This window comes from uncultured Dialister sp. (assembly GCF_900541605.1).
GTDB lineage: Bacteria > Bacillota > Negativicutes > Veillonellales > Dialisteraceae > Dialister.
Genome location: NZ_UQKJ01000023.1, coordinates 1 through 22,253 on the forward strand (window position 1 = coordinate 1; position 22,253 = coordinate 22,253).

A 22,253-nucleotide genomic window follows, 5' to 3' on the forward strand; every position below is an offset into this window, starting at 1 on the left:
GGCCCTTTGGGCCGCAAAAGAAGAACCACCAGCTAAGCTGGTGGGTTTCTCTTTTTCTTTTCCATGAGGATATAGCTCTCATCACGTTTGAAGGACTTTGACATGTCCATCTGGAATTTTGGGGGCTTCCCATCAGCTTTGATCTCTACTTCCCGGATATTGGGAAATTCAGTAAGCGTATCTACGGTCATAGCGATGAAAAGGGATTCCGCTGTCTCCCCTTTCAGGCTGTTCAGCTCTTTACTGAAATTCACGTAGGCATTTCCGTCTTTGATGGAAATAGTCTTCAAAGATACTCCTGCAGGGAGCAGGGGGTATTTTGATTTCCTGTCGGCCCGTATCATTTCTTCCAATGCAGATTTGGCGGTATGGTCACTGGCTTTGACTTTCAGGGAGACTGGAACGATTTTCAGTCCATCCTCAGAAGCTTTATAGTAGATAAGGGTGGAAGATGCCTCTGCAGGAGCTTTTACAGGCTGCGAAGAGGCAGCTTTGGGGGAAAGGCTCTGTGCACTCTGCTTTCCTGATTCCGGTGCGCATCCGGAAAGCGCAAGAACGGCGGCCAGAGACAGGGTAAAGAACAGGGTTTTCTTATTCATTGCGTTTCTCCTTACTGAATGGCAGCAAAGTAATTAACGAGACCGTTAAAGAGACTCTGGGCGATACTTCTGGGAGCCCAGGAGGAAGTCAGCATTTTTACGCGGTGGCTGTTTGTAATGAATCCCATTTCCATGAGGACAGATGGCATGGCAGTGTGTACATTGACGTAGAAGTCATTGGATCGTACGCCTCTATCCGGAATAGAAAGAGAGTTCAGTGTGGCCTGGTGCATCATCTGTGCCAGAAGCAGGTCCTTGGAACTCTTGGCATTATAATAGGCGGTGGTGCCGTCCACGGTAGAATTGGAGAAGGAATCAATGTGGATGGAAACGAAAGCATCGGCATGGGCTTCATTGGCTACATCGCAGCGGGCCTGCAGTTCCGGCGTGGCATCGGCCCAGGGACCATATACGTCTTTATCGGTGGTCCGGGTCATGACCACTTTTGCACCGGCGGAGGTCAGCATATCCCTGAGCGGTAGAGCGATGGAGAGAGTAATGTCTTTCTCATAGACCGTCTTATTGCCTACATGGCCCACGGCACCTACGTCGGTACCGCCATGCCCGGGATCAATACAGATGACCTTACCTTTCAGAACATTCTTTGCTTCATTGGAAACATTGTAAGATTTACCGGAGGTGGAAGCAGCAGAAGAAGCGGGAGAGATTGCTTTTCTCTTATTAGATTGTATAGTTCCTTTTACAGGGATATCAACAACCAGACGATGGGGCTTTTTCATTTTTGCATCCGGACGGAGAGCAAAAACCCGGATATCGTCTATTTTCTGAGGCTTTGTGAGAGCTACATCCAGGTAGGTGTCCCCGTCTTTTTCTGAAAGGGTAGCAAAATCTACAGCCCGGGGGTCCATGTCATACTGGGAGGCCACATTTCCCATAGCTGTATTTCTCATGATAACTTCGAAATTTTTACCTGCATCATCAATGGCAGCTTCTGCATGGACCGCCCTGGTCAGATCCATAGCAATGCGGACGTAGGGAGGATTGCCTTCATTGTGGACAGTCCAGCGGAGAGAATTCACCTCTGCACTTTTTGCCATGACCGGTAAGGTTAAAGGTAAAAGAATAAGAAATAATAATGCAAATAACCATTTTCCTATAGATTTCATAAAATGTCCTTTCTTACTGTGCTGGATATATGAATCAAAATACACGTAGTGGTGAATACTTTTAATTATATCACGTAAAGAAAGACAGAGGATATTTCAACCAGGGAAAATGATAATCGTCATATTTCTACAGATTTTCTTTCTCAAATTTTTAACGTAAAGTTCTTTTCACAATGACCTGTGGAGTAGACCTGGGAAGTGATTTAACAAATTCCTTATATATGTTTCCTCTTTCAGAAGTAGTAGCAAAATAGAGAAAATAGTAGTAAAATAATTACATATTGTCAAAATGAGGAAATATGGACTTTTGCAAGAAGGAGTTTTTTCAAGTGAAATCATTCTCAAGCTATTGGAAAAAAGCGGCACTTCTGGCGGCGGCTTCCCTGCTTTCCCTGGCGGCCTTTGGTCTGGCGGGCTGTGGAAACGGCGTATCGGAAGGCAGCTCTTCTGCGTCAGCTTCTTCACAGCCTGCAGCTTCCCAGACTGCACTGAAACCCGGAGTGGCGGTAGTGAAGCGGGATCCCAGTGTTCCATACAGTGTACCTGAAGGTGTTTCGGTCCTCATGTATCACATGATTGGCAATCAACAGGGAAATGCAGCTATCATGACAGAGGCCAATCTGCGAATCCAAATGAATTATCTCAGGGATCATGGCTACCATCCTATCACCATGCAGGAGCTTTATGATTATGTGACGAAAGGGGCTCCTTTGCCGGAGAAGCCGGTGTGCATTACTTTTGATGATGGCTATCTGGACAGTTATACCATTGTTTATCCGCTGATGAAGGAGTACGGATACCCCTGGACCCTGTTCCTTATTACCGATGATGTAGGGAAACCCTATAACCGCATGACCTGGGACCAGTTGAAAGAAATGGCAGACAGCCATACAGTGACTATTGCCAACCATACCCTTTCTCATCCGAAGCTTCATAACCTGGCAACGGCTAAGGAAAAGGAAAAAGAAATTGTGGAGGCAAACCAGGCGCTGAAGTACCATCTGGGAATCGATAATCCATGGCTCGCTTATCCCTATGGCGACTACGATGATGAGGTGGTGGCCATTGCAAAGAAGGCTGGCATCAAGATGGCAGTTACCACCGATGCCGGCAGGGTCCATGTAGGCAGTTATCCTTATGAGCTGAAACGGGTATATATTGGAAATGATATTTCCCTGGCCCGATTCTCTGAAAGACTGAATAAAGATAATTATACACCGGTCTGACAGGCCTTCTGCTGCTATGGCAGATCATGGGAACCCTGGTTTTTATTAGGAGCACGAATGAAACGCATATTTCACAGCTTTATATTTAAGTTCATACTGATGACATTGATTTTCTTTATCGTCACGTCACCGATTGTGGTCCTGTTCGGACCATTCGGCAATCTGAAACGTGCCGTGGTGGGAGCTATTATGCGGTCCCGCCATCCCCAGTACATCACCTGGCTCTATTCCCAGGATGAACTGAATAAAATCCTCGGCGTTGTGACTACAACGGATACGCAGAAGATGTTTTCCTTTAAGCCGCGGACTGATTCTTCCCTGACACTCAAGAAAATCGAAACATCCCGCTTCGTGGGATATCTGCTGGAAATTCCGAATCCCACCCGTGTACAGGTTGCAACGGCGGAGGATATTAATGAAAAAGGGGATACTACCAGTAACATCGCTAAAAAGAACAATGCCGTGGCCGCTATTAATGGCGGCGGGTTCTATGACCCCAATGGCACCGGTACCGGCCGTCTTCCCTATGGATTTATTATTCATGGCGGCAAGTATCTTCTGGGCCAGCAGGTCGATGATAATGAAAAGGTCGATTTTGTTGGCATGACGAAGAGCGGCAACCTGATTGCCGGCCATTATAATAAGAAACAGCTTCGGGACCTCGGCGCTGTGGAGGGGCTGACTTTTGGTCCGCCGCTCATTATTAATGGAGAAAAGGTCATTAAAAGTGGCGATGGCGGCTGGGGAATTTCTCCCCGCTCCGCCATCGGCCAGAAGAAGGATGGAACCATCCTGTTCCTCGTTATTGATGGCCGTCAGCCTGGATACAGTATCGGCGCAACCCTGGTGGATTCGCAGAATATCCTGTACGAAAATGGCGCTTACATTGCAGCCAATCTGGATGGGGGTTCTTCTACGACCCTGTACTACAATGGCAAGGTTGTGAATAAGCCGGCGGATCTTTTGGGTGAACGTATGATACCAACCGCTTTTATCGTGAAATAAGGAGGACAGGTTGAATAAGAAGTTATGCCAGCTGGCATTCTGCTTTATTTTGGGCATCGGCGTCCAGGCCGGAGCGTATCTGTATATGGACCGCGTTCTCTTTGCCCCCTTGTCCAGCGGAGACTATGATATGTCCGATGTAAAGGACAAGGTAGCGGAAGCGGCAGAAAAAGAGGGAAAGAAGCTGTATGCCAAGGTCAGCGTCAAAGGTAAGGCCTACTATTCCCATGATTTCAAATATATGGCAGATGTGACGAAGGACAGTGTTACCATTTACAAGGCCGATGATCTGAATAACCCGCAGAAGGTGGACCTGAAGAACCAGGGCGTATCCTTCTTTGAATGGATGCCTGACCGGAATCTGGCACTCATGGCCCTCTATCCTATCCATTGGAGTGGTGGACGGTGGGATGTGACGTTGGCCAGATACAATCCGGATGGAACTACCCATGAGTCCGATGCACCGATTCGGGACCTGCCCAGAAATGCAAAAATTGTGGATGTAGCTTATTCTACAGCCACAAATGCGGTATATATGAAGATGGAAGTGGGCAAAGGGCTTTACCGTATTTATCGCACCGATGCGAACTATGATACCCGCCGTATTTATGTCCAGACTTCCCATATCGGAAAAATCGCAGTGTACTATGATAAAGACCGCCTCTTCTATGATGACAGCCAGAAGGGAATTCTTTATACATTTAATGGGGATGACAGTTCCTGGCGCGTCATTTCTCCACCCGGCGCTTTCCGGCTTGTTGGACTTGGCGATGACAAGACCATTTATGCCGTAAAGATTAATACGAAAGGGGAAGTCACTGCTTACTACACAGGCAAGCTGGGAGTCGGATTTAAAGAAGTGAAGGCACTGGATACACCGGTGGATTTCAATTCCGTTACACTCCATATGATTAAAGAAGCCGCTTCCCAGGCGGGAAAATAAAAAAAGTCAGTGAAGAAAAATTTCTTCACTGACTTTTTTTGCTGTATCCGGGGACAGGCCGGGACAATATAACTCCAGAAACTTCAGGTAGAAATCATGGCCCCATTCCATTCTTCTTCTCGCCATGGGCGGCTCAAAATGGTATAATATGCGAGAAGTATGTATTCATGAAGGGAGCGCGTGAATGGAAGAGAAAGAAGAAGTCTACACGGCTGATGACCGCCTGATTGTAGCCCTGGATGTGGATTCTTTTGACAAGATGAAGGCACTGGTAGATGAATTGGGAGACCTGGTTTCTTATTATAAGGTAGGAATGGAACTGTACTACAGTGCCGGCAGTGAAACGATCCATTATCTGAAGGAACATGGGAAAAAGGTTTTTCTTGACCTGAAACTCCATGATATTCCCAATACCGTTGGACACAGCGTAGCTTCGGTGACCAGGCTGGGAGTCAACCTGATTACAGTCCATGCCGGTGGCGGCAGGGCCATGATGCAGGCAGCAGCCAGATATGCGAGAATTACAGCGGAAGAGCTGGGAGTAGAACGTCCCAAAATTCTGGCAGTTACAGTTCTTACCAGTTTCGATGACCAGGGATGGCAGGAAGTAGGGGGGCATCTTCCCATCCAGGACCATGTACTGGAACTGGCAGAGCTTGCTAAGGAATCCGGTGTGGATGGAGTTGTTGCTTCTCCTAAAGAAGCGTCCTCTATTCGTAAAATGGCGGGTGATGATTTTCTGATTGTTACGCCGGGCATCCGTCCTGCCTTTGCCCAGACCGATGATCAGAAACGTATTGCTACGCCATCGGAGGCATTCAAGGATGGCTCTTCCATGCTCGTTATCGGCCGTCCGATTACTCAGGCCATCGATCCCTGCGCTGCAGCACGGCTTATTTTAAAAGAAATTAAGGAGAATGCATGATGAACGAAAAAGAAGTTGAATCTTTACTGAAAGAAACAAAGGCAATCCTGGAAGGCCATTTCCTTCTGACCAGTGGTCTTCACAGCCCGCTCTATGTAGAAAAATTCAATGTTCTCCAGCACCCGGAATATACGGAAAAGCTTTGCCAGGAATTTGCGAACCATTTTAAGGGCAAGGGCATTGAAACGGTTATCGGACCGGCAACCGGCGGCATTATCCTTTCCCAGGTAACAGCCCGCCTCCTCGGTGTTCGTTCGATTTTCACAGAACGGGAAAATGGAAAAATGACCCTTCGCCGCGGCTTTAAAATCGCTCCCGGCGAAAAAGTGCTGATTGTGGAAGATATCGTCACCACCGGCGGTTCCATCAAAGAAGTGGTGGATGTAGTCAATAAGGCTAAGGGCGATATCGTGGGAATCGGTTTGCTCGTTGACCGTTCCGGCGGCAAGGCGGACTTTGGCGTGCCTCCTGAAAAAGTATATCCGCTCCTTCATCTTACCGTTCCGACTTATAAACCGGAAGAGTGCCCGCTGTGCAAAGCAGGGGTGCCGATTACTGAACGGGGAAGCCATCATCTGAAATAAGTAAAATATAGACATGGGAAAAGCCGTGAAAAATGTATTTTTATTTTTCACGGCTTTTTATAGTGAAGCAGGTGCCAGGAATGGAAGAGTTCATAAGGGGCATAGTGGACTATTCCATAGCCGGACACCTCTATTTATATCAGTATGGATATGATTGTATCAGCCATTATTCTGAGGTAGCGGTCCTTCTGTCAGTTCCTGCATCAGATCATGGACGGTGGTGATTTTATTGATTTTCCAGGCATTGGCACCGCAGAATACAAGACCGTGGTCCACGTCTCCTTTTACGGCTCTAATAAGAGCCTGGGTGATACAGTAGGGGGTGGTGCTGGGGTCACAGGTCTTCAGGCAATGGAAGCAGTTGGTCACCGGCATCCGTCTGTTTCTGACAGCACAGACGAAAGGATTTAACAGGGCACGGCCCGGCATGTGAACAGGACTCTGTACGATGGTCACATCTTTGGCTTTCGCTTTAACATACATGTTTTTGAATGCTTCTGATGCGTCACATTCTTTGGTGGCTACGAAGCGGGTAGCCATCTGTACGCCGGAGAGGCCCAGGGAAAGGTAGTGCTCTATATCTTTTCTATCGAAAATGCCTCCGCCGAATATGACGGGAATTTTTTTGTGGAATTTTTCTTCAAAATCCCGTACCACATCGAGAATTTCACGGATTTCCTTTTCATAACCATCACTTTCATGCATCTTGACCTGCTCCCGGGTATAGCCAAGGTGTCCCCCGGCTTTAGGACCCTCAATAACAACCAGGTCTGCGGTTCTGTTGTGGTGTTTTGCCCAGAGCTTTAGAATGACCCGTGCCGCTTTCGGAGAACCGATGATAGGGGCAATTTTTGTATCTGTTCCTTCTACACAGACTGGCAGGTCCGCCGGCAGGCCGGCTCCGGAAAAGATAATGTCCGCACCATTTTCGGCGGCCGTGCGGGCGTAATCCTCATAGTGCTGTCCGCGCCACATGATATTTACGCCGATGATGCCGTTCTTTGCTTTTTCACGGGCCCTGCGGAGCTGGTCTTTCAGAGCACGGATATTGGCTTTTACTGTATTTGTGCGGAAGTCCGGTTCGTTGAATCCGACCTGGGCAGCGGAAATTACACCGATACCGCCCTCCTTTGCCACTGCTCCCGCCAGGCCGGAAAGGCTGACACCTATTCCCATGCCTCCCTGGATAATAGGAATATTTGCGGTCAGGTCACCGATATGAAGCTTTGGAAAGTTCATAGTATTCTCCTCGCTGTTTCATAATTATGAAACCATAAAATAAATACGTTTGACAAATGCTTAGACTTAATATATTCTGTATTTACTGTAGTTTATTCTATCAAGATGGATAAGTCAATGGAGAAAATGATAAATAATTTTAGTATTTATCAAACGAAATATCTAAATAGTATGTAATAGGTAACCGCTTATCTGAATGTAGAAAGAAAAACAAAGACCTGCCTGTTTTCGTTCCATCTGCTGGTAACTAGGCAAGAATATTTCAGGCCGTAAGTTTATTCCGATAATATTTTTGACGTGAAATACTTGCATCGTTATGGTATAGTATTAGCAGTAGGTGATAAAAGTGACTGAGAAATGTAAAATGGACAAAAATAAGAGACGGGAAGCCATACAGAGTTTACTTCGCCAAAATCCATGTCTGACAGATGGGGATCTGGCAGACCATTTCTCTGTTTCCCAGGCTACAATCCGCCTTGATCGACAGGCTCTGGGCATTCCTCAAATGAGAGAGAGAATGGAACATCTCGTCATAGCCCAGCCATCGGAGGCCAGGGAAGGTATCCGTATCCTGGACCTGGATGTGGGGGATAAGGGCGTTGGGCTTTTTAAAACTGATGAAACAATGACCGATAGCGCCGGTATGGTGCCTGCAGAAAAACTGTATGGAGCGGCAGCTGATTTCGCAGAGTCCCTGGCGGGGGTTCCTTTTGCATCTACCCAGGTGGGAAATATAAAATATAAAGTTCCCGTGGTACCTGGTACACTTCTGATTGTAAAAGGCCGTATCGTACTGATGCGGGGAAACAAGAAACATATTTACATCAGTTTCTTTGCCGGAGACCAGGAGGTTTACAGGGCAAAGTTCATTATGGAGATTTTGAATCGGACGGAGGCGTCCCATGGATAAAATTGCTGTAGACGCAATGGGCGGAGATTTTGCGCCGCTGGAAATTGTGCTGGGAGCACTGCAGGCTGTACGGGAATATAAAATACCCGTGGTTCTTGTGGGGGATGAGGAAAGAATTTCCAAAATCCTGAGGGAACATCATGAAGAGTCCAATCCTCTGGTGGAAATTCATCATGCGTCCCAGGTCATTGAAATGGGGGAACATCCGGGAATGGCATTCCGGAAGAAAAAGGATGCCTCCATCTCAGTAGGAGCTCGTCTTGTAAAAAATGGTACCTGCGGCGCCCTGGTGGCACCCGGGTCCACGGGAGCAGCTGTAACTGCGGGACTTCTTGGAATTGGCCGTATTAAAGGCATCGAGCGCCCGGCTATATTGACACCGATACCTAATGAAAAAGGCGGGTATACATATCTGATAGATTCCGGCGCCAGTGCCCAGCCAAAGATGGAAACCTATGTGCAGAATGCACTGCTTGGTTATATTTATGCGAAGAAAGTGGCCGGCATAGATTCTCCTCGTGTTGGCCTTCTGAATATTGGTGCGGAAAGTGCGAAAGGTAGCCCTCTGGTGGCGGAAGCCAATGGGGTACTGAGCCGTCAGAACATCATCCCCTTTGCAGGCAATGCAGAGGGACGAGATGTGATGACCGGAGATTTTGACGTCATTGTGACTGATGGATTTACGGGCAATGTGGTACTTAAATTTGGCGAAGGGGCAGGGAAACTGATTGCTTCGCTCCTGAAAGAGGCAGTCATGCAAGGAGGCCTTCGGGCTAAACTGGGGGGACTTCTTTTGAAGCCGGCCCTGAAGAAATATGTGGCAAAACGGTTGGATTATGCAGAATATGGCGGTGCCCCGCTCCTGGGTATCAGGGGTGTTCTGCTGATCTGCCACGGCGCTTCAAAGGCAAAGGCCATTAAGAATGCTATTCGTATGGCTAGGGATGTATGTAATGAACATCTGGACCAGGTTGTTACAGAAGCCCTGACCCAGATGAAAAATGAAGAAATGCAGGGCAGTGCCGATTGAATCGGTACTTCTGCTCCTTTCAGGGAAAGGATTATTTGATGATGAATGATATACGTTCAGCCGGCATTCTGGGAACCGGCCATTATGCACCGGAAAAGATACTGACCAATGCGGATCTGGAAAAAATGGTAGACACTTCCGATGAATGGATTCGTACTCGGACAGGCATTGAAACAAGGCATATTGCTGCCCAATCTGAAAACACATCGGACCTTTGCATCAAGGCAGCCCAAAAAGCGATGGAAGCATCAGGGCTTACACCGGATGATATTGATTTCGTCCTGGTAGCTACGGCATCCCCGGATTATGTAGTGCCTTCTACTGCTTGTCTTGTACAGGATAAACTGGGATGCACCCATGCCGGGGCCATGGATATTTCTGCCGGCTGCTCCGGCTATATTTATGCAACGGCCCTTGCTTCGAACCTGGTAAAGGCAGGTATGTACAAACATATCCTGATTGTGGGGGCAGAAATTCTGTCCCGCCTGGTGAACTGGCATGACCGTTCTACCTGTATCCTCTTTGGTGATGGTGCAGGAGCTGCGGTTATTGGGGAAGTGCCAGAGGGATATGGTCTTCTGGCTTCTGACCTGAGATCCGATGGAAGTCTTGGCAAGATACTGGATATACCGGCCAGCGGTGTAGCAGAACCGGTGACACACCGGGCTATTGATTCGGGCCGTATCTATATACATATGGAAGGACCAGAAGTGTTCAAGGCAGCGGTACGCCATATGGATGCCACAACTCTGAAAACACTGGATAAGGCTGGCCTGAAAAAAGAGGATATCGATATGTTTATTGCCCATCAGGCGAATAACCGTATTATCCAGGCCATTGCCAAGCGTCTTGGACTTCCACCGGACAAAATGTGGGTAAATGTAAACCGTTTCGGTAATACATCCGCTGCGTCTGTAGGGATTGCTTTGGACGAGGCCGTACGGGCAGGTAAAGTTCACCATGGCGACATTGTGGTACTTACCGGATTTGGTGCGGGCCTTACCTGGGGCTGCGACATCATGCGCTGGATGTGAGTGGAGGAAAAGATAGCCTGCGGCCTTTTTAGAAGCTTTCTATTCCTTTCATTCGTAATAATACGATCTATACCATTTTTCTTATTCATGAGGTGATACAATGAAACTTGCATTTCTTTTTCCCGGACAGGGATCCCAGAAAGTGGGAATGGTTCATGATCTTTACGAAAAATATGATTCCGTAAAGAAACTGGTTGAAGAAGCAGATGATACGCTGGGCTTTTCTATTTCTAAAATGATGTTTGAAGGACCTGATTCCGAACTGATGAAGACGGAATTTACCCAGCCCGCTATTCTGACTGCCAGTGTGGCTGTATGGCAGGTGCTGAAAGAAAAGGGAATCGAGCCGGATATTGCTGCCGGCCACAGCCTGGGCGAATATTCCGCACTGGTAGCGGCTGGAGCCCTCTCTTTTGCTGATGCAGTGAAGACAGTCCATCTCCGTGGCCGTTTTATGCAGGAAGCAGTACCCCTTGGAGAAGGCGGTATGGCTGCAGTTATCGGATTGAAACCGGAAAAGATTGTGGAAGTCTGCAAGCCCGTTTCTACGGACAGCGAACCGGTGCAGGCTGTAAATTTCAACTGCCCGGGACAGGTAGTTATTGCCGGAGCTACAAAAGCTGTGGAAAAGGCCTGTGATGCGTTGAAGGCAGCAGGTGCCCGCCGTGCAATTATGCTGAAAGTCAGTGCGCCTTTCCATTCCACACTCATGGAACCGGCTGCTAAACGTCTGAAGGAAGTACTGGATTCCATTACTATCCATGATACCTATATCCCGGTGGTGGCTAATGTGAATGCGAAGGAAGAAACAAAGGCAGAGGATATTCGCAGGAATCTGGTGGACCAGGCTGCCCATCCGGTACATTGGGAAGAATCTGTCCGTAACATGATCGCCGGCGGTGTTGATTACACTGTAGAAGCCGGTCCGGGAACTGTGCTTTCCGGATTCATGAGAAAGATTGACCGTTCCATTCCCTGCCATCATGCAGAAGATGTGGCAACGGTGGATGAGACAGCAGCAGCTCTGAAAGGAGAATAATCCATGGAAAACGTTGAAAAATCTGCACTTGTTACCGGAGCATCCCGGGGAATCGGAAGGGCTATTGCCATTGCCCTGGCATCCAGGGGATACTGCGTAGCGTTAAACTATGCCGGCAGCCGGGAAGCGGCGGAAAAGGTAAAAGAAGAGATTGAAGCTGCCGGAGGAAGGGCATTTACCCTGCAGGGGGATGTGTCCAAAAGTGAAGATGTGGACCGTATTTTCAAAACGGTTAAAGAAGAGTTTGGTGGTCTGGATGTTCTCGTAAATAATGCCGGGATTAACCGGGACGCCCTACTGATTCGTATGAAGGAAGAAAATTGGGATGACGTGATTGCCACAGACCTGAAAAGCGATTTTTTGACGATCAAAGCGGCTGCGCCGATTATGATGAGAAAACGGAAGGGATCTATTATTAATATTTCTTCCGTAGTAGGGCTCATGGGCAATATTGGACAGGCAAACTATGCCGCTGCCAAAGCAGGAGTCATTGGATTGACCAAAGCCTGTGCAAAGGAACTGGCAGCCCGCCATATCCGGGTGAATGCAGTAGCTCCAGGGTTCATTGAGACCGCTATGACCGATGGTATTCCGGAAAAAATCAGAGAAGGCATGATTGCTTCTATTCCTCTGGGCCGCATGGGGCAGCCGGAAGATATAGCCAAAGCTGTCTGCTTCCTGGCTTCCGATGATGCCGTCTATATCACCGGGCAAGTCCTTGTCGTAGATGGTGGCCTCGTGATGTAAAGTCCCTGGGAGGCTTTTTCCGCAATCAGGCGGATGCCTGTTAAAATTTTCAAAAACAGGTGACAACCTCCCGTGGTTGTAATATAATCAGAAAGGTACTATTTTCAATGAAAGGTGGTGAAATCATAATGAGCACTTTTGACAGAGTAAAGAAAATCGTTGTTGACCAGCTCGGCGTAAACGAAGCTGATGTAACCATCGATTCTACTTTCATTGACGACCTGGGCGCTGATTCCCTCGATATCGTTGAACTGATCATGGCATTTGAAGAAGAATTCGATATCGAAATTCCGGACGATGCTGCAGAAAAGATCAAGACAGTAAAGAACGCTGTAGACTATATCGACAGCCAGATTCAGTAATACAGGAATTTGTCATACTCATAATGGAAGCCGGGGAACCTGTTCCCCGGCAAACCAGTATGATAGGGGAAAATGCCCCAAAAAAGAGGGTGACCGGTGTTGCCCGTTTTTTTGAGGTCTTATCCCTGTGCGCAGTTTTATTTTAACCAAGAACATTTATAGCGAGGTGCTCCTTAATGGAAAAAAGAAGAGTTGTTATTACGGGTATGGGCGTTGTTTCTCCGGTTGGTATCGGTACCGATGCATTCTGGGATGCCCTGATGGCCGGAAAATCCGGTGTTGGTCCCATTACTGAATTTGATGCGGAAGGATTTCCTGTCCGTATTGCTGGTGAAGTTAAAGATTTTGATGCCGTGAAATATGTGGGAGACAGGAAAGCTGTCCGTCACATGGACAGGAATGTGCAGTTTGCCGTAGCTGCAGCAAAGATGGCTGTGGACGATGCAAAGCTGGATATGACAAAGGAAGATCCGAATCGTGTGGGTACCATTATCGGTACCGGCATCGGTGGTATTAATACCATGGAAGAAACGGTTCACCGCATCGATATCAAGGGACCGACGAAGGTTAATCCCTTTGCAGTACCCATGATGATTGCAAACATGGCGGCAGGCCAGGTGTCCATTAATTTTGGCCTCATGGGACCGGTACTGGCAGATGTTACTGCCTGTGCTTCCGGTAACAATGCTATTGGCCGTGCTACACGGACCATCCAGTACGGCGATGCGGACGTCATGTTTGCCGGTGGTACAGAAGCGGCAGTAGCCAAGACTCCTATGGCCGGATTTGCAGCTATGAAAGCTCTCTCTTCCCGGGACTGCCCGCCGGAAGAAGCATCCTGCCCCTTTGATGTAAGAAGAGATGGATTCGTTCTTGGTGAAGGCAGCGGTGTCCTGATTCTGGAAGAACTGGAACATGCAAAGAAGAGAGGCGCCCATATTTATGCGGAAGTCATCGGCTATGGTTCCAATGGTGATGCATATCATATTACAGCTCCCCGTCCGGGTGGTGTCCTGGCTGCACGGTGCATGCAGAAAGCTATCGATGATGCTGGTATTTCTCCGAATGACATCGACTATATCAATGCTCATGGTACTTCCACAGGGCTGAACGATAAAAATGAAACAAAAGCCATTAAAGATGTGCTCGGAAAACATGCCTATGATGTGGTCATTAACTCCACAAAATCAATGACTGGCCATCTCCTTGGCGCTGCCGGTGCTATCGAAGCGGTTGTCTGTGTCCTTTCCATTGAACATAACCGGGTACACCAGACTCTGAACCTGAAGACTCCGGATCCTGAATGCGACCTGGATTATGTACCGGAAGGACCGCGGGATGTTAAGGTGGACGTAACCATGTCCAATGCCTTCGGATTCGGCGGACATAACGCCGTCGTCATCATGAGGCGCTATGAAGAATGAGCCACGCTGAAACAAGACGGAAGGAGCGGCTTGAGGCTGTCCGGAAATTTGCAGAGGATAATGATATTCCCATGCAGAACATAGAGCTTCTGAATACCGCTCTTACCCATACTTCCTATGCCAATGAGCATAAGGGAGAAGTGATTCATGACAATGAAAGACTGGAATTTCTTGGGGATGCCGTTCTTGATCTGGTGGTTGGGGAATACCTTTTTCTCCGCTTTCCATCCTGGCCGGAGGGAAAGCTGACCCGGGCCAAAGCCAGTGCCGTGTGCAAGCCGGCCTGTGCAGAATGTGCCGCAAAGTTCCAGGTAGGAAAGTATATGCTCCTCGGAAAGGGAGAAGAAATGTCCGGTGGCCGGACAAGGATGTCTATTCTGGGCGATGCTTTCGAGTCCATTATTGGTGCTGTTTACCTGGATAACAACTATGAAGTGGCGGCCCGTTTTATTCTCGGACATCTTAAGAAATACCTTGATCTCATTGATGAAGGTAACTATGACCATGACTATAAGACAGACCTTCAGGAACTGGTCCAGAAGCATGGGGATGTAGAAATCCGTTACAATGTTATTCACGATGAAGGGCCGGATCACGATAAGACCATTTGGATGCAGATCACCATTAATGGCAGGGATTTCGGTACCGGTATCGGAAAAAATAAAAAAGAAGCAGCCCAGAGAGCTGCTAAGGAAGCTATCAGCCGCATCAGAAAAGGGACAGCTGTATAAGAAAAACAGTACCATGGGATAAAGAATCACCATGGTACTGTTTTTTGATGGATTATGGACGTTGATATGAGCAGAACTGAGCCATTCTGACGGGGATATAGAATTGAATGAGGACAGCAGGAAATCCACTGCGGCAGGTTTTGTGCTGACATAAAGGATTGAAATTTCAGCATTATGAACCTGTATTTTTGGGGGCCAATCTCATGGCGTCCCTTTTTTCTCCTTGCCGGTCATGATATAATAAAATAGAAAATCATCGATTAATCGAAACTATTCAACCATGGATAGTTTCATTTTCTTTATAAAGGAAAGTGTTATCTACTATGGATCGCAGCAGGATCAAACGGGCCTATATGGAGCCCATGATTCCATTCACCCTGAAAGCTCCTTTCCAGCCGACCGGAGACCAGCCGAAGGCAGTAAAGTCCCTTGTGGACGGTCTCAATGAAGGGCAGTGGGCCCAGGTGCTTCTGGGAGCGACGGGCACCGGCAAGACATTTACCATGGCCAAGGTGATTGAACAGGTACAGCGGCCGACGCTCATCATCTCACCGAATAAAACTCTGGCAGCCCAGACAGCCAGTGAGTTCAAGGATTTCTTTCCTGATAATGCAGTATATTATTTCGTCAGTTACTACGATTATTACCAGCCGGAATCCTATGTACCCCAGACTGATACTTATATAGAAAAGGATTCTTCCAGAAATGAAGAAATTGACCGTCTCCGCCATTCTGCCACCATGGCTCTTTTCGAACGGCGGGATGTCATTATCGTGGCTTCCGTTTCCTGCATCTATGGATTAGGGGACCCGGAAGATTACAGCACCATGGGCCTGTCCCTGCGGCCAGGAGAAGAAATTGAACGGGATAAAATTATTGAAAAACTGGTGAACATGCAGTACATGCGAAACGATATGAATTTCACCAGAGACACATTCCGTGTGAGGGGAGATACAATTGACGTATTTCCGGCATCGGAAAATAATGTGGCTGTGCGGATTGAGATGTTCGGGGATGAAGTGGATTCGCTCACCGAGTTCGATGTGCTTACCGGAGAAACAGTGGCAGAACGGAACCATATCGGTATTTTCCCGGCGTCCCATTATGTGACCAGCTCTGATAAGCTGAAAAGGGCCATTGGCTCTATTGAAGTGGAACTGGAGGCCCGGCTGAAGGAACTTCGGGACCAGGGAAAACTGTTGGAAGCCCAGCGGCTGGAGCAGAGAACGAACTATGATCTTGAAATGATGCAGGAAGTAGGCTATTGCTCCGGCATTGAAAACTATTCCCGCCATATGTCAAACCGAAAGCCTGGAGAACCGCCGTATACGCTGCTTGACTATTTCCCTGATGATTTTCTGATTATGATTGATGAATCCCATGTCACTGTTCCCCAGCTGCGGGCAATGTATAATGGCGACCAATCCAGAAAACAGACACTGGTGGATTATGGATTCCGTCTTCCCAGTGCTTTGGATAATCGGCCGCTCACGTTTGATGAATTTACAGAACGGATTAACCAGATTATCTATGTTTCAGCCACGCCGGGCCCCTATGAAATGGGGGTCCAGACAAATTTGGCGGAACAGATTATACGACCAACCGGTCTTTTGGACCCCAGTATCGAAGTTCGTCCGGTGGAAGGGCAGATGGATGACCTTCTCGGGGAGATTCACAAATGGGTAGAGGCCCACGAACGGGTTCTCATTACTACATTGACTAAGAAAATGGCGGAGGACCTCACCGATTTTCTGACGGAAGCAGGAGTAAAAGTGCGCTATCTCCATTCCGATGTAGCTACCATCGAACGAGCAGAAATTATCCGGGACCTCCGTGCTGGTGTTTTCGATGTACTCGTAGGTATCAACCTGCTTCGGGAGGGTCTGGACATGCCGGAAGTGTCCCTGGTGGCAATTCTGGATGCCGATAAGGAAGGCTTTCTCCGTTCCGAGACGTCCATGATCCAGGTTATTGGCCGGGCAGCCCGTAATGAACATGGCCACGTTATCATGTATGCGGACCGGGTGACGAAGTCTATGAAATACGCCATTGATGAGACCAACCGCCGCCGGTCTATACAGGAAGCTTACAATAAAGAACATCATATTGTTCCCCATACTGTACAGAAACGGGTCAAGGATCTCATTGACCTTACGAAGATAGAGGAAAAGCCGGCGGACTATAAGAAGTCCAGAAACGGCGAAGAAGAATTATCCGATGAAGAACTGTACATGCAGATGCAGCAGACGGAAAAGGATATGAAACGGGCTGCTAAATCCCTTGAATTTGAGGAAGCTGCCATGTGGAGAGACCAGCTGGCCAAGCTGCGCCAGATGTGGACCGACCGCTATGGCTCCCGGGCAGATGCTGCCCTGAAGCGGGTGAGTGCCGGAAAGAAGCGGATTAACCGGCCGATGAAGAAGAGAGTGTAGAGTCAATAGAGTCTGAGATTGAAATCTCTATACAATCAAATGGGCTTCAGCAAATCATCAAACTAATTTACGGGCATAGACAATCCATGCCGTTTACATACAATAGAAAGGACAACCATGGAAAAAGGCATTGTCATTCAGGGAGCCCGTCAGAATAACCTTAAAAATATCAATCTGACTCTTCCCCGAAATAAGCTTATTGTTTTTACCGGATTATCGGGATCAGGGAAGTCATCCCTGGCCTTTGATACGATTTATGCAGAGGGACAGCGAAAATATGTGGAGTCCCTGTCTGCCTATGCCCGTCAGTTCTTAGGGCAGATGAATAAGCCTGACGTAGATAAGATTTCCGGACTTTCACCGGCTATTTCTATCGACCAGAAATCTACGAGCCACAATCCCCGTTCCACCGTAGGTACGGTCACAGAAATCTACGATTACCTTCGCATGCTCTACGCTCATGCCAGCCGGGCTTTCTGCCCGAAGTGCGGAAAACCCATCAAGCGGCAGACAGTGGATCAGATTGTGGATGCCCTGACGGCACTGGGAGAAAGGACGAAACTGATGATCCTGGGACCTGTGGCAGCCCAGAAGAAGGGAACCCATAAAAAACTGCTGGAAGAGCTTCGAAAGGAAGGTTATGTCCGGGTACGGGTAGATGGTACTGTTTTCTCTCTGTCTGACGACATTGAACTGGAAAAGAATAAAAAGCATACCATCGAGGTGGTGGTGGACCGCATCATTATCAAGGATGGCATTGTGCGCAGGCTTACTGACTCTGTAGAGGCTGCCCTGAAACTGGGGGATGGTCTCATGGTAGCTGCAGTAGTGGGCGGAAAAGACTACCTCTTCAGTACCCACTTTGCCTGCCCGGACTGCGGCATTTCCCTGCCGAAACCGGAACCCCGTATATTTTCTTTCAATAATCCCTTCGGCGCCTGCCCCGCCTGTATGGGCCTGGGGTCTTCCCTGGAGGCTGATTTCAGGCGGATTCTTCCTGATCATGATACGCCATTCCGTCTGGGAGCTATTAAGCCTTTTCCCTATAATAAGGAAAGCTGGCTGTATAAGCAGCTCGATGCATTTCTGAAGTCCTATGGCCTTACCATGGATGCTTCTTTCAATGATCTCCCATCGGAAGGGCAGAAAGAATTTGAGTATGGGGGCACGGAGCTCCTGACCTTTGATTATACGAACCAGGATGGAGAAACAAAGACCTATCATCGGGTCTTTGAAGGTCTGGTGCCCATGACGAAGCGGCGGTATGAAGAAGCCTGGACTGACAAAATGAAGGAAACCCTGGCAAATTATCTCATTGAAAAGCCCTGCCCTGTTTGTCACGGTGCCCGGCTCCGTCCGGAAAGTCTTGCCTTTAAAGTGGGAGGGAAAAATATTTCTGAACTCTCCGATATGCCGGTATCGGAATTGCTGCCTTTTCTTGACCACCTGGAGTTGACGGAAAAGGAAAAAATTATTGCGGACCAGATTCTCAGGGAAGTAAAGAGCCGTCTTACATTTTTGTCTAATGTGGGACTGGAATACCTGACGCTGTCCCGGGGAGCTTCTACCCTTTCCGGCGGCGAGGCCCAGCGCATCCGGCTGGCTACCCAAATTGGCTCCGGACTGGTAGGGGTGCTTTACATTCTGGATGAACCGTCCATCGGGCTCCATCAGCGGGATAATGATAAACTCCTTGCTACACTGAAGGGCATGCGGGATCTGGGAAATACGCTCATTGTCGTTGAGCATGATGAAGATACCATTCGCAGTGCTGACTGGGTCGTAGACATCGGTCCCGGAGCCGGTGAAAATGGAGGATATGTGGTGGCCCAGGGGACTCCTGAAGATATCAAAAAGGTGAAAAATTCCATTACCGGTGCCTATCTACGGGGCGAAAAATATATACCTCTTCCGGAACACCGTCGAAAGAGGAATGGACTTTTTCTGACTGTTAAAGGGGCTTCAGAACATAACCTGAAACATATTAATGTCTCATTTCCACTGGGAGCCTTTACGGTGGTGACAGGGGAATCGGGATCCGGAAAAAGTACTTTGGTCAATGAAATCCTTTTTCAGGGGCTTTCCAACATCAAAAACCATACATCCTACGCCACCGGGAAATATGACTCTATGCAAGGTGCAGAATATGTGGACAAGATTATCGACATAGACCAGCAGCCCATCGGGCGGACTCCAAGGTCCAATCCCGCTACTTACACCGGCGTATTCAATGATATCCGTGAACTCTTCAGCCAGACATCGGAAGCAAAGATGCGGGGCTATAAGCCAGGACGTTTCAGTTTCAATATCAAAGGCGGCCGTTGCGAGGCCTGTCACGGTGATGGCATCATAAAGATTGAAATGCAATTTCTTTCTGATGTTTATGTGCCCTGTGAAGTCTGCCACGGCGCCCGGTATAATCGGGAAACCCTGGAAGTCCGTTACAAAGGAAAGAACATTTCCGATGTTCTCAATATGACCGTAGATGAGGCGGTGCCGTTCTTTGAGAATCATCCCCGAATTCTGCGGAAACTGGAGACCCTCCAGGAAGTGGGCCTTGGTTATATCCATCTGGGACAGCCGGCGACCACCATGTCTGGCGGTGAAGCCCAGCGCGTAAAGCTGGCTACGGAACTTATGCGCCGGGGAACGGGAGATACGCTCTATATCCTCGATGAGCCGACCACTGGCCTGCACAGTGAGGATATACGGAAACTCCTCATTGTTCTCCAGAAGCTGGTGGACCAGGGAAATACGGTGGTTGTCATCGAACACAACCTGGACGTAGTGAAAGTGGCGGACCATATTATCGATCTCGGCCCCGAAGGCGGCGACAGGGGTGGTGAAGTGGTAGCCACCGGAACACCGGAAGAAATCTGTAAGGTGGCCCGTTCCTATACCGGTCAGTATCTGAAGCCTGTCATTGAACGGACCCGGAAAGTCATGGAGGCCCATAAGAATGATTGACGTAAACGATAAGATCCGGGCCAAAGTAGAAGCCCTGCCGGACTCTCCTGGCGTGTACCGCTGGAAAGACAAGGATGGCCGCATCATTTACGTTGGGAAAGCAAAAAATCTGAAAAACCGGGTCCGCTCCTACGTGCGGGAAGATAAGAACCGGTCTCCCAAGGTGGCTGCCATGATCCGCCACGCCGAGGACCTGGATATTACCATGACCGCCACAGAAATGGAAGCACTTATTCTGGAGTGCAACCTGATCAAGGAAATCCATCCGAAGTACAATATTTCCCTGCGGGATGATAAGTCTTATCCCTACGTGAAAATTACCACCTATGATGAATGGCCGCGGATCTTTGTGACCCGGAATATCCGTCACGATGATGGGGCCAAGTATTTTGGTCCATTTACCGATGTAGGGAGTCTTCGGACCACATTGTCCCTGCTCCGCCGGTTTTATCCCATCCGCAGCTGCCGGTCCATGAAAGTATCCCGACCCTGCCTTCAGTATCATCTCCATCTCTGCTGCGCTCCCTGTGCCGGACTCTGTACAAAGGAAGAATATCAGTCCTATGTGAAAACGGTGTGTGACCTTTTTGAGGGGAAAAATACGGGTCTTGTGCAGGAACTGAAGAAAAAAATGGAAGAAGCTTCAGAGGCAATGGAGTTTGAAAAGGCTGCCAAATATCGGGACCAGGTTCGTGCCATTGAATCTGTGCAGCAGCGGCAGAATATCGTAGCCAATGAAGGGGACTTTGATGTAGTCGGGCTGGACAGGGATGGCAGCCATGCAGGTCTGGAAGTTTTTTACATTCGATATGGCCGGATGGTGGGAAAAGAAAATTTCAGCATTCCTGAAAGCGAGAGCGAAACGGATGAAGAAATTATTACCGCTTTCATTCGGGATTTCTATGGCGGTAATCCCACGGCTATTCCCAAGGAAATCATTGTGCCTCTTCTACCGTCGGACTGCGAACTGATTTCCTCCTGGATGACAAAGCTCAAAGGCACTGAGGTCTCCATACAGGTGCCCCAGCGGGGATTTAAAAGGCGGCTGAAGGATATGGCCATGGCCAACGCTTCCAAGTACCTGTCCGATAAGAAGCTGCAGTGGGAATACCAGGATGCCCGGGAACAGGGAGCTGTGAAGAAACTGAAGGATCTCCTCCACCTGCCAAGGCTGCCGGAACGGATGGAATGCTTTGATATTTCCCATAATCAGGGCGCCGAGACTACGGGGTCCATGGTGGTCTTTGAACACGGCCGCCCGGCAAAGCGGGAATATAGGAAATTCAAGCTCCGTACGACCCAGGGCCATGCGGACGACTTCAAATCCATGGCGGAAGTCATGACCCGCCGTTATGGCAATGAAAAAGATTGGCCTGCGCCGGACCTCATCGTCCTCGATGGAGGATTGGGGCAGCTCCATGCTGCCCTTCCTGCCATCCGTGGTGCCGGTTGTGATGCACCGGTTATCGGATTGGCTAAGCGAATTGAAGAAATCTATGTAGAAGGCTCCGAGGATCCCATTATTCTTGACCATCATGAACCGGCTCTTCAGCTCCTGCAGTTTATTCGAGATGAAGCCCACCGGTTTGTCATTACGTATCACCGGCAGTGGACGAACAAGAGAAACACAGAGTCCATACTGGATCATATTGAAGGTATTGGTCCTAATCGCAGAAATGCCCTGTGGCATGCATTCCGCTCTTTGGATGAAATGAAGAAAGCCTCAGTGGAGGAACTGTCCCAGGTGCCGGGCATGAATAAAAGGGCAGCGGAGGCGGTGTACCAGTTCTTCCGTATGCGGAAGGATGAAAAGCAGATGGTTATTAACGGAGTGAAAGAAAAATAGCAAAGAAAGGAATTGGCCTGCCCCCTGAATCTAGGGAAGCGCTGATTAATTCGCAGAGTCCGATTATACATGTATTTTCATGC

Annotated in this window: 19 protein-coding genes; 16 read left to right on the top strand and 3 right to left on the bottom strand. The window is 48.5% G+C overall.

Annotated features, from left to right (window positions below; translation table 11 throughout):
* Positions 1 to 32: 32 nt before the first annotated feature.
* Both QZR21_RS02955 and QZR21_RS02960 read right to left on the bottom strand, forming a co-directional pair.
* Positions 33 to 599 (bottom strand): GerMN domain-containing protein, encoded by a 567-nt coding sequence (locus QZR21_RS02955; protein WP_296097889.1) that lies wholly within the window; start codon positions 597 to 599, stop codon positions 33 to 35.
* Positions 600 to 610: 11 nt separating this feature from the next.
* Entirely contained in the window at positions 611 to 1,726 is a 1,116-nt protein-coding gene (locus QZR21_RS02960; RefSeq protein ID WP_296973670.1) for an N-acetylmuramoyl-L-alanine amidase, read from the bottom strand.
* 329 nt (positions 1,727 to 2,055) lie between these two features.
* Here QZR21_RS02960 and QZR21_RS02965 point away from each other — a divergent pair, with 329 nt between their 5' ends.
* The 5 genes from QZR21_RS02965 (at position 2,056) to pyrE (ending at position 6,409) form a co-directional block, all read left to right on the top strand.
* Positions 2,056 to 2,952, top strand: a complete 897-nt coding sequence (locus QZR21_RS02965) for a polysaccharide deacetylase family protein (RefSeq protein WP_296097887.1) — start codon at positions 2,056 to 2,058, stop codon at positions 2,950 to 2,952.
* Between the two features lie 57 nt (positions 2,953 to 3,009).
* On the top strand, positions 3,010 to 3,957 hold the full coding sequence (locus QZR21_RS02970) for a phosphodiester glycosidase family protein (protein ID WP_296097886.1): 948 nt from the start codon (positions 3,010 to 3,012) through the stop codon (positions 3,955 to 3,957).
* Between the two features lie 10 nt (positions 3,958 to 3,967).
* Positions 3,968 to 4,900 (top strand): hypothetical protein, encoded by a 933-nt coding sequence (locus tag QZR21_RS02975; RefSeq protein WP_296097885.1) that lies wholly within the window; start codon positions 3,968 to 3,970, stop codon positions 4,898 to 4,900.
* A 184-nt stretch (positions 4,901 to 5,084) separates the two neighbouring features.
* Entirely contained in the window at positions 5,085 to 5,825 is a 741-nt protein-coding gene (gene pyrF, locus QZR21_RS02980; RefSeq protein ID WP_296097884.1) for an orotidine-5'-phosphate decarboxylase, read from the top strand.
* A complete protein-coding gene (gene pyrE, locus QZR21_RS02985; RefSeq protein ID WP_296097882.1) occupies positions 5,822 to 6,409 on the top strand; it encodes an orotate phosphoribosyltransferase in 588 nt (195 codons plus the stop codon). Before pyrF ends, pyrE begins: the two co-directional genes overlap by 4 nt.
* Before the next feature lie 159 nt (positions 6,410 to 6,568).
* On the opposite strand, the gene QZR21_RS02990 is transcribed toward pyrE, so the two are convergent.
* Entirely contained in the window at positions 6,569 to 7,648 is a 1,080-nt protein-coding gene (locus QZR21_RS02990; protein ID WP_296097880.1) for a nitronate monooxygenase family protein, read from the bottom strand.
* A gap of 517 nt (positions 7,649 to 8,165) precedes the next feature.
* Here QZR21_RS02990 and QZR21_RS02995 point away from each other — a divergent pair.
* The 11 genes from QZR21_RS02995 (at position 8,166) to uvrC (ending at position 22,170) form a co-directional block, all read left to right on the top strand.
* Positions 8,166 to 8,558, top strand: coding sequence for a hypothetical protein (locus QZR21_RS02995; protein ID WP_296973677.1), 393 nt, complete (start codon positions 8,166 to 8,168; stop codon positions 8,556 to 8,558).
* Positions 8,551 to 9,588: a phosphate acyltransferase PlsX gene (gene plsX, locus QZR21_RS03000; protein ID WP_296097875.1), complete on the top strand. Its 1,038-nt coding sequence runs from the start codon at positions 8,551 to 8,553 to the stop codon at positions 9,586 to 9,588. The genes QZR21_RS02995 and plsX overlap by 8 nt, the downstream gene beginning before the upstream one ends.
* Positions 9,589 to 9,629: 41 nt before the next feature.
* Positions 9,630 to 10,622, top strand: coding sequence for a beta-ketoacyl-ACP synthase III (locus QZR21_RS03005; RefSeq protein WP_296097873.1), 993 nt, complete (start codon positions 9,630 to 9,632; stop codon positions 10,620 to 10,622).
* A 100-nt stretch (positions 10,623 to 10,722) separates the two neighbouring features.
* The gene (gene fabD / locus QZR21_RS03010) at positions 10,723 to 11,661 is read left to right on the top strand and encodes an ACP S-malonyltransferase (protein WP_296097871.1); all 939 of its coding nucleotides are present in this window, start codon (positions 10,723 to 10,725) and stop codon (positions 11,659 to 11,661) included.
* 3 nt (positions 11,662 to 11,664) lie between these two features.
* Complete coding sequence (gene fabG / locus QZR21_RS03015; protein WP_296097869.1) at positions 11,665 to 12,408, top strand: 3-oxoacyl-[acyl-carrier-protein] reductase; 744 nt, start codon at positions 11,665 to 11,667, stop codon at positions 12,406 to 12,408.
* Between the two features lie 128 nt (positions 12,409 to 12,536).
* Complete coding sequence (locus tag QZR21_RS03020) at positions 12,537 to 12,770, top strand: acyl carrier protein (RefSeq protein WP_008858827.1); 234 nt, start codon at positions 12,537 to 12,539, stop codon at positions 12,768 to 12,770.
* A 176-nt stretch (positions 12,771 to 12,946) separates the two neighbouring features.
* Entirely contained in the window at positions 12,947 to 14,194 is a 1,248-nt protein-coding gene (gene fabF, locus QZR21_RS03025; protein WP_296097864.1) for a beta-ketoacyl-ACP synthase II, read from the top strand.
* A complete protein-coding gene (gene rnc / locus QZR21_RS03030; RefSeq protein ID WP_296097862.1) occupies positions 14,191 to 14,925 on the top strand; it encodes a ribonuclease III in 735 nt (244 codons plus the stop codon). Before fabF ends, rnc begins: the two co-directional genes overlap by 4 nt.
* Before the next feature lie 323 nt (positions 14,926 to 15,248).
* A complete protein-coding gene (gene uvrB / locus QZR21_RS03035) occupies positions 15,249 to 17,357 on the top strand; it encodes an excinuclease ABC subunit UvrB (protein WP_296973685.1) in 2,109 nt (702 codons plus the stop codon).
* Between the two features lie 117 nt (positions 17,358 to 17,474).
* Positions 17,475 to 20,324, top strand: coding sequence for an excinuclease ABC subunit UvrA (gene uvrA, locus QZR21_RS03040; RefSeq protein ID WP_296973688.1), 2,850 nt, complete (start codon positions 17,475 to 17,477; stop codon positions 20,322 to 20,324).
* Complete coding sequence (uvrC, locus tag QZR21_RS03045) at positions 20,317 to 22,170, top strand: excinuclease ABC subunit UvrC (RefSeq protein ID WP_296973692.1); 1,854 nt, start codon at positions 20,317 to 20,319, stop codon at positions 22,168 to 22,170. Before uvrA ends, uvrC begins: the two co-directional genes overlap by 8 nt.
* Positions 22,171 to 22,253: the final 83 nt, after the last annotated feature.

What these genes read in the sequence shown, in the direction of transcription:
- uvrB (WP_296973685.1), top strand. Translation starts at nt 15,249, where the DNA reads ATGGATCGCAGCAGGATCAAACGGGCCTATATGGAGCCCATGATTCCA.
- QZR21_RS02990 (WP_296097880.1), bottom strand. Translation starts at nt 7,648, where the DNA reads ATGAACTTTCCAAAGCTTCATATCGGTGACCTGACCGCAAATATTCCT.
- QZR21_RS02955 (WP_296097889.1), bottom strand. Translation starts at nt 599, where the DNA reads ATGAATAAGAAAACCCTGTTCTTTACCCTGTCTCTGGCCGCCGTTCTT.
- pyrE (WP_296097882.1), top strand. Translation starts at nt 5,822, where the DNA reads ATGATGAACGAAAAAGAAGTTGAATCTTTACTGAAAGAAACAAAGGCA.
- fabG (WP_296097869.1), top strand. Translation starts at nt 11,665, where the DNA reads ATGGAAAACGTTGAAAAATCTGCACTTGTTACCGGAGCATCCCGGGGA.
- QZR21_RS03005 (WP_296097873.1), top strand. Translation starts at nt 9,630, where the DNA reads ATGAATGATATACGTTCAGCCGGCATTCTGGGAACCGGCCATTATGCA.
- uvrA (WP_296973688.1), top strand. Translation starts at nt 17,475, where the DNA reads ATGGAAAAAGGCATTGTCATTCAGGGAGCCCGTCAGAATAACCTTAAA.
- uvrC (WP_296973692.1), top strand. Translation starts at nt 20,317, where the DNA reads ATGATTGACGTAAACGATAAGATCCGGGCCAAAGTAGAAGCCCTGCCG.
- QZR21_RS02995 (WP_296973677.1), top strand. Translation starts at nt 8,166, where the DNA reads ATGGAACATCTCGTCATAGCCCAGCCATCGGAGGCCAGGGAAGGTATC.
- plsX (WP_296097875.1), top strand. Translation starts at nt 8,551, where the DNA reads ATGGATAAAATTGCTGTAGACGCAATGGGCGGAGATTTTGCGCCGCTG.
- rnc (WP_296097862.1), top strand. Translation starts at nt 14,191, where the DNA reads ATGAGCCACGCTGAAACAAGACGGAAGGAGCGGCTTGAGGCTGTCCGG.
- pyrF (WP_296097884.1), top strand. Translation starts at nt 5,085, where the DNA reads ATGGAAGAGAAAGAAGAAGTCTACACGGCTGATGACCGCCTGATTGTA.
- QZR21_RS03020 (WP_008858827.1), top strand. Translation starts at nt 12,537, where the DNA reads ATGAGCACTTTTGACAGAGTAAAGAAAATCGTTGTTGACCAGCTCGGC.
- fabF (WP_296097864.1), top strand. Translation starts at nt 12,947, where the DNA reads ATGGAAAAAAGAAGAGTTGTTATTACGGGTATGGGCGTTGTTTCTCCG.
- fabD (WP_296097871.1), top strand. Translation starts at nt 10,723, where the DNA reads ATGAAACTTGCATTTCTTTTTCCCGGACAGGGATCCCAGAAAGTGGGA.
- QZR21_RS02970 (WP_296097886.1), top strand. Translation starts at nt 3,010, where the DNA reads ATGAAACGCATATTTCACAGCTTTATATTTAAGTTCATACTGATGACA.
- QZR21_RS02960 (WP_296973670.1), bottom strand. Translation starts at nt 1,726, where the DNA reads ATGAAATCTATAGGAAAATGGTTATTTGCATTATTATTTCTTATTCTT.